Source organism: Mesorhizobium sp. C372A (assembly GCF_030323245.1).
Classification (GTDB): domain Bacteria; phylum Pseudomonadota; class Alphaproteobacteria; order Rhizobiales; family Rhizobiaceae; genus Mesorhizobium.
Genome location: NZ_CP100475.1, coordinates 5,883,764 through 5,895,853, shown reverse-complemented (window position 1 = coordinate 5,895,853; position 12,090 = coordinate 5,883,764). Strand labels below are relative to the sequence as shown.

Sequence of the window (12,090 nt, the reverse complement as noted above, 5' to 3'; positions counted from 1 at the left end):
GCGGCTGGCGGCGGACTAAGCGTGGATCAGGCGATTTCGTGCCGCCAGGGCGGGTTGGCGCCGGCCCGCGACACGGTCACCGCCGCCGCTTTGGCGCCGAGCGCCAGCGCCTGACGGATGGCGTCCTCCGAAAGGCCGCCGATCCCGGCCTTGGTGAGCAGGCCTTGCTCGTGCAGCGAGGCCAGAATGCCGGCATTGAAAGTGTCGCCGGCGCCGACCGTGTCGACCACCTCCACCTTATGCGGCATCACCGTGACCTTGTGTTCCCTGCTGTAGCCGACGGCACCTTCGCTGCCGTGGGTAACGACGATCAGCTTCGGGCCGCGATCCAGCCAATTGCGGATGACGTCCTCATGCGAGCCGGCCTCGCCGAACCAGTGCAGATCCTCATCCGATAGCTTCACGATGTCGGCCATCGCCATCATCGAGCGGATGCGCCGGAGGTGCTTGGCTTTGTCGGGGATGAAGTTCGGCCGGATGTTGGGGTCGAGCATCATGACGCGGCGTTCGTGCTCGCGTTTCATGAATTCTTCGTAGGCAGCACCCGCCGGGTCCGAAATCAGGCTGATGGCGCCAAACAGCATGGCTTCGATCTCGGCGCCCAGTTTCGGCAGATCCTCTGTCGTCAGCATGCGCCCGGCGGTGTTTTCGTCGTAGAAAGTGTAGGTCGCCTGGCCGTTGGTGAGCCGCACGAAGGCGAGCGTGGTCGGGCGAGGGGAGGTGTGCGCATAGGTGGAGCTGACCTTGCTTGCGCCGAGCGCCTCGCGGAACTGGCCGCCGAACAGATCCGACGACAGGCCGGAAAAGAAGCCGGCGGGCGCGCCGAGGCGGCCAAGCGCGATCGCCGTGTTGAACACCGCGCCGCCGACATAGGGCGCAAAGGCCGGCTCGCCCTGTGTCGTGGTGCGCGGCAGCATGTCGATCAGGGCTTCGCCGCAGCAGAGGATCATGATTTCTTGTTCTCCGGCGGATAGATCACGCCCTTGCGGATGATGATGTTGGCGTAGAGCCGGGGTTCGCTGGTCCCGACGATCGCATATGCCGACCGGACGCGTGCATAGAAGTCGGCGCCCGCCAGCGCAACCACCTTGCGGCCCGGCGCGCGCCTGGTGCAGATCGTTTCGATTTCATGGTGGACCGGATCGGCGACCGAGGGATCGCCTTTTACCGAGGCACGAAACAGCGCTTCCGGCACGAAGTCGTCCACCGGCAGCACGCTCAAAATGGCGTCAAGCACCGGTATGAGGTGAAGACCGTCGGCGCGGATCAGCCGGTTTGCCTGTTCTTCCGCCGGATAGTTGCCGTCGACGAGCGCGATCTCGTCGCCGTGGCCCATGGCGCGCAATGTCGCCAGAAGCTCCGGACCGAGCAGCGACGGAATACCGATCAGCATTCAGATGCTCCTGGAAATCGTGGTCGAACCGATGAGGAAGCGTTCGGACAGCGGCAGGCTGGCGCCGCCCAGCGCGCGGGCATGGATGCCGACGGTGCCTTCGCGCACCACCGGAAGCTTCAGCCCTTCGCCATCGATCGTACCGATCGCCTGCCTGATCGCATCGACGAGCCGGCGCCGGACAGCGAGCGGCATCCAGCCGTCGATCACCGCGGCCTCGAAATCGATCACCGAGGACGCCGCGACAATGGCGTAGGCAAGCGCCTGCGAGGCGGTGGCAATCCAGTCGTCCAGATCGGCGCCGATCTCGCCCCATTCCTGCGGCGAGGTCCAGAGATAGGAGCCGTCAATGCCGCGTGCGTTAAGCGCCTTTTCCAGCATGGCGATCGAGGCGACGTCGATGAGCTGCGTCGGCTTGCCGTCTGGTCCCGGCACCGGCATCGAACCCAGCGCCCCGGCATTTCCGGTTGGCCCGCCGAACAGCCGGCCGTTGAGCACGATGCCGCCGCCGGCAAAGGCGCCGATATAGAAATAGACGAAGTCGCGCGCCCCGCCGGTCTGGCCGAACACCAGTTCGGCGCCGCAGGCGGAGGTGGCGTCATTCTGCAGATAGACCGGGAATTCGCACTGCGCCTGGATGTCGGCACGGATGTCGCGATGGCGCCATTCGTCCATGATGTCGCGCGGCGCGCCGGCGGTGTCGGCCCAGTTCCACAGTTCGAACGGCATGGCGATGCCGAGCCCGGCAATGCGCTTGTCCTGCGCAGGTGTCAGTTCGGCGCGCATCGTCTTCATGCCTTCGGTGACGAACTCAACCGTCTCGCGCGGCGCCGGATAGCGGTAGGAGTGCTGCAGCATGGAACGCACAGTTCCGAGGAAATCGATCAGCACCAGTTCGGCGCTGCGGCGGCCGATCTTGAGGCCGATGAAGAAGGCGCCTTCGGGGTTCAGCGCCATCGGGATGGAGGGCTGGCCGATCTTGCCGCGCAACGGCGCCTGGCGCAGCAGCAGGCTGTCTTCCTCCAGTTCGCGCATGATGACCGAGACGGTCTGCGCTGAAAGCCCGGTCATGCGCGCAATGTCTGATTTGGCCAAGCTGCCGTGCTGGCGAACCAACGACAGCACCAGCCGCTCATTGTGGTCGCGCATGCCGCTCTGATTGGTGCCACGGTGGAGACGGCTGGCGGCCGCCTCGGGCGAACCGTGCCTCGCAATGCCGGTCTCCACCCTTGTTCCTTCCCTTGGTTTATTCTTACTGCTTTTGCGGCAGAATGAGTGAACCGCGCAAAGCTGTCAATAATAAATAAGAGTGATTTAATTATTGACAGTCGGCTCCCGCTGGTGTCATTTGAGGGCGCGTCCACACTGGGAGAACTTCAGTGGATGCGCTCGAGATGCGCGGCATCCGCATGGTTCCATGGGAGGAAGATCGTGACCAAAGCTTTATTGAAGTCCACCGTGTTCGCCGCGGCGGGCCTCGGCCTGATGGCGTTTGCTTCGACAGCATCGGCCGCCGGCGTCGGCGCCTGCCTGATCACCAAGACCGACACCAACCCCTTCTTCGTCAAGATGAAGGAGGGCGCGACCGCCAAGGCCAAGGAACTTGGCGTCGACCTCAAGACCTATGCCGGCAAGATCGACGGCGATAGCGAGAGCCAGGTGGCGGCGATCGAAAGCTGCATCGCCGACGGCGCCAAGGGCATCCTGATCACCGCGTCCGACACCAAGGGCATTGTGCCGACGGTGAAGAAGGCGCGTGACGCCGGCCTGCTGGTGATCGCGCTCGATACCCCGCTGGACCCGATCGATGCCGCCGACGCGACCTTCGCGACGGACAATCTGGAAGCCGGCAAGCTGATCGGCGCCTGGGCAGCCGCGACCCTCGGCGACAAGGCCAAGGACGCCAAGATCGGCTTCCTCGACCTGACCCCCTCACAGCCGACCGTGGATGTGCTGCGCGACCAGGGCTTCATGATGGGCTTCGGCATCGACGTGAAGGATCCCAACAAGATCGGCGATGAGGACGATGCCCGCATCGTCGGCCACGACGTCACCAACGGCAATGAAGAAGGCGGCCGCAAGGCGATGGAAAACCTTCTGCAGAAGGACAACTCCATCACCGTCATCCACACCATCAACGAGCCCGCCGCTGTCGGCGCCTACCAGGCGCTCAAGGCGGTCGGTCTCGAAAGCCAGGTGCTGATCGTCTCGGTCGATGGCGGCTGCCCCGGCGTGAAGTCGGTGACCGAAGGCGTCATTGGCGCCACCTCGCAGCAATACCCGCTGCAGATGGCGGCACTCGGCATCGAGGCGATCGCCGCCTTCGCCAAGGACGGCGCCAAGCCGAAGCCGACCGAAGGCAAGAACTTCTTCGACACCGGCGTCAACCTCGTCACCGACAAGCCGGCCAATGGCGTGAAGTCGATCGACACCAAGGAAGGCCTCGCCAAGTGCTGGGGCTGATGGCTGCCTGACAGCCAGCGGCAAGCTGACGGCCGGGGGCTTGATCCCCGGCCGCTTCGGGTGGACGATGCGTCACGCGAATAATCCCGGCAGCAGACCGGACAGGCGCGAGCGGGTATCGGCATGGAGCTGAAGCCCAGGGGAGGAAAACATGGCTCAAGCACAGGAATTCGAGAAGGTTCTCTCGAGCAGCGACACAAGCGTTGCCGCCTTTGACGAGCACAAATCGGCCGTCAAGCGCATCCAGCATTTCCTGCACTCCACGCCGGCGGCGGTGCCGCTGATTGTGCTGGTCCTGTCGATCGTAATTTTCGGCATCGCCATTGGCGGGCGTTTCTTCTCATCCTATACGCTGACGCTGATCCTGCAGCAGATCGCCATCGTCGGCATCCTCGGTGCCGCGCAGACACTGGTCATCCTGACCGCCGGCATCGACCTGTCGATCGGCGTGATCATGGTGATTTCGGCCGTGATCATGGGCAATTGCGCGGTCAGCTACGGCATGCCGGCCGTGCTCGCAGTGCCCATCGGGCTTGCCGCCGGCGCAGCCTGCGGCCTGCTCAACGGTTTGCTGGTCGCCTACATGAAGCTGCCGCCGTTCATCGTCACGCTCGGCACCTGGAACATCGTCATGGCGACCAACTTCATCTATTCGGCCAACGAGACGATCCGCGATACCGACGTCGACGCCCAGGCGCCGCTGCTGCATCTCTTTGCCCTGAGTTTCAAGATCGGCACGGCGGTGCTGACACTGGGCGTCATCGCCACGGTCGTGCTCGTTTTGATCCTCTGGTACGTGCTCAATCACACCGCCTGGGGCCGCCACGTCTACGCCGTTGGTGATGATCAGGAGGCGGCGAAGCTGTCTGGCATCCAGACCAAGAAGGTGTTGATGACGGTCTACACCCTTGCCGGGTTGATCGCAGCTTTTGCTGCCTGGGTTTCCATCGGCCGCAACGGCTCGATCTCACCGTCAGCCGCCGTCACCGACTACAACCTGCAGGCGATAACTGCGACGGTGATCGGCGGCATTTCACTGTTCGGCGGGCGCGGCTCAATTCTGGGCACGCTTTTCGGCGCGATGATCGTCGGTGTCGTCTCGATGGGCCTCAACATGCTGGGCGCCGATCCGCAATGGAAGGTGCTGCTCACCGGTGTGCTGATCATCGGCGCCGTGGCGATCGACCAATGGATCAGAAAGGTTTCGGCATGACCGTGGAACCCATCCTCACCGCGCGCGGCCTGATCAAGCGCTATGGCCGTGTCACCGCCCTCGACAATGCCGACTTCGACCTCTACCCCGGCGAAATCCTGGCCGTCATCGGAGACAATGGCGCCGGCAAATCATCGCTGATCAAGGCGATTTCCGGCGCCGCCGTGCCCGACGAAGGCGAGATCCGTCTTCAAGGCAAGGCTGTCGCTTTCAAATCGCCCATGGAGGCGCGCGAGGCGGGCATCGAGACGGTCTACCAGAACCTGGCTTTGTCGCCGGCCCTGTCGATCGCCGACAACATGTTCCTCGGCCGCGAGATCCGCAAACCCGGCTTCCTCGGCGACTGGCTTCGCATGCTGGACCGGCCGGCAATGGAAAAGCGCGCCCGCGACAAGCTGACCGAGCTTGGGCTGATGACCATCCAGAACATCAGCCAGGCGGTGGAAACGCTGTCGGGTGGCCAGCGTCAGGGCGTGGCGGTGGCGCGCGCCGCCGCTTTCGGCAGCCGTGTGGTGATCATGGATGAGCCGACCGCGGCACTCGGCGTCAAGGAGAGCCGCCGCGTGCTGGAACTGATCCTCGACGTCAAGAAGCGAGGCCTGCCGATCGTGCTGATCTCGCACAACATGCCGCATGTCTTCGAGGTTGCCGACCGCATCCATATCCATCGGCTCGGCCGCCGCCTCTGCGTCATCGATCCCAAGCAATATACCATGTCCGACGCCGTCGCCTTCATGACGGGAGCGAAGGTTCCGCCGGAGGCTGCACTCGCTGCCTGATCCGCTCGACGGATAAATTGCCGCAGGGGAACTGGCGGCATGCTGGTCTAAATCGATTGAACGTATGTTGCGATGCACTAGGATAGGCTGGGACTGAGAGCGAAAGCCGGTATGATCGCAGCACGATCACGAGAGGCAGTATGACGCGAACAATGACAGCCAAAGCCCCCGATCTCGAAATACCCGATCCCAAGACGCTGGCCGACGAAGTCTTGCTGGCTCTCAAATACCGGGTCGGCAAAGGCACGTCCGTTGCTACGCAATATGATTGGCTGACCGCCTCGATCAAGGTCGTGCGCGACCGCATCGTCGATCACTGGATGCAGGCGACGCAGGAGGCCTACGCCCAGCAGGAAAAGCGCGTTTATTACCTGTCGCTCGAATTCCTCATCGGCCGGCTTATGCGCGATGCCTTCTCCAATCTCGGCCTGATGGACAATATGCGAGAAGCGCTCAAGTCGCTGGGCGTCGACCTGGACCTCATCGCCGGGCTCGAACCGGATGCGGCGCTCGGCAATGGCGGTCTTGGCCGGCTCGCCGCCTGCTTCATGGAAAGCATGGCGACCGTCGACATTCCGGCCCACGGCTACGGCATTCGCTACGCCAACGGTATGTTCCGCCAGGAGATCCATGACGGCTGGCAGGTCGAACTGCCCGAAACCTGGCTCGACCACGGCAACCCCTGGGAGTTCGAGCGGCGGGAGCGTGCCTTCGAGGTCGGCTTCGGCGGCTCGGTGGAATCGATCACCTCCAAGGATGGCCGGCTCGAGCGTCACGTCTGGAAGCCGACCGAGCATGTCCAGGCCGTCGCCTACGACACGCCGGTGGTCGGCTGGCGCGCCAACCGCGTCAACACGCTGCGGCTTTGGTCCGGCATGCCGGTCGATCCGATCCTGCTCGACAAGTTCAACGCCGGCGACCACATCGGCGCGCTGGCCGAAAGCAACAAGGCCGATGCCTTGTCGCGCGTGCTTTACCCCGCCGATTCCCACAAGGCCGGCCAGGAACTGCGGCTGCGGCAGGAATATTTCTTCTCCACCGCGTCGCTGCAGGACATCGTCCAGCGCCATCTCAGCCAGTATGGCGATCTGGCCTCGCTGCCCGACAAGGCGGCGATCCACCTCAATGACACCCATCCGGCGATCGCCGTGCCAGAGCTGATGCGCCTGCTGATGGACGTCCATGGCCTGGATTTCGACCAGGCCTGGGACATCACCAAGCGCACCTTCGGCTACACCAACCACACGCTGCTGCCCGAAGCGCTGGAAAGCTGGCCGGTGCCGCTGTTCGAACGGCTTTTGCCGCGCCACATGCAGATCGTCTACGCCATCAATGCGCAGGTGCTGCTTGAGGCGCGCGCCACCAACCAGTTCTCAAACGAGCAGATCAGCCGCATCTCGCTGATCCAGGAAAATGGCGACCGCCGCGTGCGCATGGGTAACCTGGCCTTTGTCGGCTCGCACTCGATCAATGGCGTGTCGGCGTTGCACACCGAGCTGATGAAGGAGACGGTGTTTGCCGATCTCCACAAGCTCTATCCCGACCGCATCAACAACAAGACCAACGGCATCACGCCACGGCGCTGGCTGATCCAGTGCAATCCAGGCCTCACCGCGCTCGCCCGCGCGGCGATCGGGGACCGTTTCCTCGACGACATCGACGCCATCAAGGGGCTCGAAGCCTTTGCCGGCGACGCCGCCTTCCGCGACAAGTTCGCCGCCGTCAAGCGCTCCAACAAGGTCAAGCTCGCCAATCTGGTCGCAGACCGGCTCGGCATCAAGCTCGACCCGTCGGCGCTGTTCGACATCCAAGTCAAGCGCATCCACGAATACAAGCGCCAGCTGCTCAACATCCTGGAAGCGATCGCGCTCTACGACCAGATCCGCTCGCATCCCGAGCAGGACTGGATGCCGCGCGTCAAATTCTTCGGCGGCAAAGCGGCGCCCAGCTACCACAATGCCAAGCTGATCATCAAACTGGCCAACGACGTCGCCAAGGTCATCAACAGCGACCCGTCGGTGCGCGGGCTGCTGAAAGTGGTGTTCGTGCCGAACTACAATGTCAGCCTGGCCGAGGTGATGATGCCGGCCGCCGACCTGTCCGAGCAGATTTCGACTGCCGGCATGGAGGCGTCGGGCACCGGCAACATGAAGTTCGCGCTGAACGGCGCCTTGACCATCGGTACGCTCGACGGCGCCAATGTCGAGATCAAGGAATGCGTTGGCGACGACAACATCTTCATCTTCGGCCTGAGCACGGCGGAAGTCGCCGAGCGGCGCAGCAATGGCTACAACCCGCGCGCCGTGATCGAGGGCTCCCCTGAATTGGCGCAGGCTGTCGCCGCGGTATCGTCGGGCGTGTTCTCGCCCGACCAGCCGGATCGCTACCGCGAGCTGGTCGACGGTCTCTACAACAGCGACTGGTTCATGGTGGCGGCGGATTTCGACGCCTATGCCGCCGCCCAGCGCGATGTCGACGCCGTCTGGCGCAACAGCCCCGATTGGTACGCGCGCGCTATCCGCAACGTTGCCCGGGTCGGCTGGTTCTCTTCCGATCGCACGATCCGCCAATATGCGAAAGAAATCTGGAACGTGCCCGCCTGATATGATTGCATGAGGCCACGACAATGGGTCTTGTGCACAAGAACTGGTTCCCAGGGAGGGACGCCGCCTGATGAAGAAACCGCGCGCGACCGCGACGACGAGCGGGTCGGACGGGCTGGCGTCAGCCGGCGATGTCGCCGCAATTGTTGCAGGCACGCATGGCGATCCTTTTGCAATCCTGGGCGTGCATGATGCCGGCAAGAGCCTGGTTGCCCGCTGCTTCGTCCCCAATGCCGAGTTCGTCACCGCATACACGCTGGCCGGCAAGAACGCCGGCGAACTCACGCGGCGCGACGACGCCGGTTTCTTCGAAGGCAGACTGTCGATCAAGAAGCGTCAGCCGCTGCGCTATCACGCCAAAAATGCCGGCGGCGACTGGTGGCTGACCGATCCCTATTCCTTCGGCCCGGTGCTCGGCCCGATGGACGACTACTATATCGCGCAAGGGTCGCACCTCAGGCTGTTCGACAAGCTCGGCGCCCACCTCCTCGACCATGAAGGCGCGTCGGGCGTCCATTTCGCCGTCTGGGCGCCCAATGCAAGGCGCGTCTCCGTGGTCGGCGACTTCAACGAATGGGACGGCCGCCGCCATACGATGCGCGACCGCCGCGACACCGGCATCTGGGAGCTGTTCATTCCCGATATCGGCGCCGGCCACCCCTACAAATACGAGATCATTGCCCCCGACGGCGTGCGCCTGCCGCTCAAGGCCGATCCGTTCGCCTTCAAGTCGGAATTGCGCCCGGCCACAGCCTCAGTGACGGCGGTGCCGCCGGCGCATGAATGGGGCGACGAGGCGCATCGCAATTACTGGCGAAAGGCCGATCCCCGGCGCGAAGCCATATCGATCTACGAGGTCCATGCCGGTTCGTGGCAGCAGCACGATGATGGCAGCTTCCTGTCATGGGACGAACTCGCCAACCAGCTGATCCCCTATGCTGTCGAGACCGGCTTCACCCACGTCGAGTTCCTGCCGATCTCCGAACATCCCTATGACCCGTCATGGGGTTATCAGACAACCGGACTTTATGCCCCCTCGGCGCGCTTCGGCGACCCCGACGGCTTCGCCCGTTTCGTCGACGGTGCGCACCGCGCCGGCGTCGGCGTCATCCTCGACTGGGTGCCGGCGCATTTCCCAGTCGATGCGCATGGCCTCGCCAATTTCGACGGCACCGCACTCTACGAGCATGCCGATCCGCGCAAGGGTTTTCATCCCGACTGGAACACCGCGATCTACAATTTCGGCCGCCGCGAGGTGGTGTCGTTCCTGGTCAACAATGCGCTGTTCTGGGCCGAGAAATACCATGTCGACGGTTTGCGCGTCGATGCGGTGGCCTCGATGCTCTACCTCGATTATTCGCGCAAGGCCGGCGAGTGGATCCCCAACGAGAAGGGCGGCCGCGAAAACCTCGAAGCCGTGTCCTTCCTGCAGAAGATGAACAAGGAGGTCTACGGCCACCATCCCGGCGTGATGACCATCGCCGAGGAATCGACCTCATGGCCGAAGGTCTCGGCGCCGGTGCATGAAGGCGGGCTTGGCTTCGGCTTCAAATGGAACATGGGCTTCATGCACGACACGCTGGAGTATTTCGCCAGGGAGCCGATCTTCCGCAAGCACCACCACAACGACCTGACGTTCGGATTGACCTACGCTTTCTCCGAGAATTTCGTGCTGCCGCTGTCCCATGACGAGGTCGTGCACGGCAAGGGCACGCTGCTCGGCAAGATGGCCGGCGACGACTGGCAGAAGTTCGCGACTTTGCGCGCCTTTTACGCCTTCATGTGGGGGTATCCCGGCAAGAAGCTGTTGTTCATGGGCCAGGAATTCGCCCAGCGCCGCGAGTGGAGCGAGGCGCGCGCGCTCGACTGGAACCTGCTCGACTTCCACCCGCATCGCGGCGTCTGGCAGACGGTGCGCGACCTCAACTATCTCTACCGCTCGCGCCCGGCGCTGCATGCGCGCGACTGCGAGCCGGACGGCTTCTCCTGGCTGATCGTCGACGACAAGGAAAATTCGGTCTTCGCCTGGCTGCGCAGCGCGCCCGGCGGCAACCCGATCGCCGTCATTTCCAACTTCACGCCAGTGCCGCGCGACAATTATCGCGTGCCATTGCCCAAGGTCGGCAAATGGCGCGAAATCATCAACACCGACGCTTCGGACTACGGTGGTTCGGGCAAGGGCAATGGCGGTGTGGTCGAAGCCGGGGCGGAAGGAGGAGGCATTTCGGCAACGATGCTTTTGCCGCCGCTGTCGACGATCATGCTTGAACTCGTTGCGGACTAGGTCCGTCAACTCGTTTCGGATTAGGTCCGTCGACTCGTTGCGGACCGGGCGATGCTCCAGACTGGTAATTTGGGAGGGTAAAAATGGCAGACTTGAAGAGAACCCAGCCGCTGGCGCGCGATGCCATGGCCTATGTGCTGGCCGGCGGCCGCGGCAGCCGGCTCAAGGAATTGACCGACCGCAGGGCCAAGCCGGCTGTCTATTTCGGCGGCAAGACTCGCATCATCGATTTCGCGCTGTCCAATGCGCTGAATTCCGGCATCCGCCGCCTCGGTGTCGCCACCCAGTACAAGGCGCATTCGCTGATCCGCCACCTGCAGCGCGGCTGGAACTTCCTGCGGCCGGAGCGAAACGAAAGCTTCGACATCCTGCCGGCCAGCCAGCGTGTCTCGGAAACGCAGTGGTATGAAGGCACCGCCGACGCCGTCTACCAGAACATCGATATTATCGAAGCCTATGGCCCCGAATACATGGTCATCCTCGCCGGCGACCACATCTACAAGATGGACTACGAGCTGATGCTGCGTCAGCACGTCGACGCCAATGCCGACGTCACCGTCGGTTGCCTCGAAGTGCCGCGCATGGAAGCGACCGGCTTCGGTGTCATGCATGTCGACGGCAAGGACAACATCATCGCGTTCGTCGAAAAGCCCGCCGACCCGCCCGGCATTCCCGACAAGCCGGAATTCGCGCTCGCTTCGATGGGCATCTATGTCTTCAAGACCAAGTTCCTGATGGAGCAGCTGCGCCGCGATGCCGCCGAGCCGGGTTCAAGCCGCGACTTCGGCAAGGACATCATCCCCTACATCGTACAGCACGGTAAGGCGATCGCGCACCGTTTCGCCAAGTCCTGCGTGCGCTCGACGGCCGAGAACGAAGCCTATTGGCGCGATGTCGGCACGGTCGACGCCTACTGGGAAGCCAATATCGACCTGACCGACATCACTCCCGAACTCGACCTCTACGACCGCGACTGGCCGATCTGGACCTATGCCGAATTGAAGCCGCCGGCAAAGTTCGTGCATGACGAGGATGGCCGGCGCGGTTCGGCAGTCTCCTCGCTGGTCTCAGGCGATTGCATCGTCTCGGGTGCTTCGCTGAAGCGCAGCCTGATCTTCACCGGCGCGCGCATCAACTCCTATTCGACGCTGGAAGAGGTCGTCATGCTGCCCGACGTTCATGTCGGCCGGAACGCAAAGTTGAAGCGCGTCGTCATCGACCACGGTGTAAGGATACCGGAAGGGCTGGTGGTTGGCGAAGACCCTGTTCTCGACGCCAAGCGTTTCCGGGTTTCGGAAAAGGGCATCTGCCTGGTCACGCAGGACATGATCGACAAGCTGAAGCTGTAAGACGGG

9 protein-coding genes are annotated in these 12,090 nt (G+C 63.3%); 6 read left to right on the top strand and 3 right to left on the bottom strand.

All coding sequences use genetic code 11. From position 1 onward, the window contains the following. Window positions 1-26: 26 nt before the first annotated feature. Genes NLY42_RS28490 through NLY42_RS28480 form a run of 3 tightly spaced genes read right to left on the bottom strand, consistent with a single transcriptional unit; the run spans window position 27 to window position 2,620 of the window. Window positions 27-950 carry a carbohydrate kinase family protein gene (locus tag NLY42_RS28490; protein ID WP_023684582.1) on the bottom strand — a complete coding sequence of 308 codons (924 nt, stop codon included), beginning with the start codon at window positions 948-950 and terminating at the stop codon, window positions 27-29. Beyond that, window positions 947-1,393: an RbsD/FucU family protein gene (locus NLY42_RS28485; RefSeq protein ID WP_023684581.1), complete on the bottom strand. Its 447-nt coding sequence runs from the start codon at window positions 1,391-1,393 to the stop codon at window positions 947-949. Before NLY42_RS28485 ends, NLY42_RS28490 begins: the two co-directional genes overlap by 4 nt. Continuing rightward, window positions 1,394-2,620, bottom strand: a complete 1,227-nt coding sequence (locus NLY42_RS28480) for an ROK family transcriptional regulator (protein ID WP_023692756.1) — start codon at window positions 2,618-2,620, stop codon at window positions 1,394-1,396. It abuts the gene before it with no gap. 258 nt (window positions 2,621-2,878) lie between these two features. Between NLY42_RS28480 and NLY42_RS28475 the strand changes: the two genes are divergently transcribed. From NLY42_RS28475 to glgC, 6 genes are all read left to right on the top strand, one after another. Continuing rightward, the gene (locus NLY42_RS28475) at window positions 2,879-3,856 is read left to right on the top strand and encodes a sugar ABC transporter substrate-binding protein (protein ID WP_081725578.1); all 978 of its coding nucleotides are present in this window, start codon (window positions 2,879-2,881) and stop codon (window positions 3,854-3,856) included. A gap of 151 nt (window positions 3,857-4,007) precedes the next feature. Further along, window positions 4,008-5,069, top strand: a complete 1,062-nt coding sequence (locus NLY42_RS28470) for an ABC transporter permease (RefSeq protein ID WP_023670725.1) — start codon at window positions 4,008-4,010, stop codon at window positions 5,067-5,069. Beyond that, on the top strand, window positions 5,066-5,848 hold the full coding sequence (locus NLY42_RS28465; protein ID WP_023754830.1) for an ATP-binding cassette domain-containing protein: 783 nt from the start codon (window positions 5,066-5,068) through the stop codon (window positions 5,846-5,848). Before NLY42_RS28470 ends, NLY42_RS28465 begins: the two co-directional genes overlap by 4 nt. Before the next feature lie 140 nt (window positions 5,849-5,988). After that, window positions 5,989-8,451: a glycogen/starch/alpha-glucan phosphorylase gene (locus tag NLY42_RS28460; RefSeq protein ID WP_023742687.1), complete on the top strand. Its 2,463-nt coding sequence runs from the start codon at window positions 5,989-5,991 to the stop codon at window positions 8,449-8,451. Window positions 8,452-8,521: 70 nt separating this feature from the next. Beyond that, entirely contained in the window at window positions 8,522-10,735 is a 2,214-nt protein-coding gene (glgB, locus tag NLY42_RS28455; RefSeq protein WP_023754829.1) for a 1,4-alpha-glucan branching protein GlgB, read from the top strand. Window positions 10,736-10,818: 83 nt separating this feature from the next. Further along, entirely contained in the window at window positions 10,819-12,084 is a 1,266-nt protein-coding gene (gene glgC, locus NLY42_RS28450; protein ID WP_023670729.1) for a glucose-1-phosphate adenylyltransferase, read from the top strand. The last annotated feature ends 6 nt before the right edge of the window (window positions 12,085-12,090 follow it).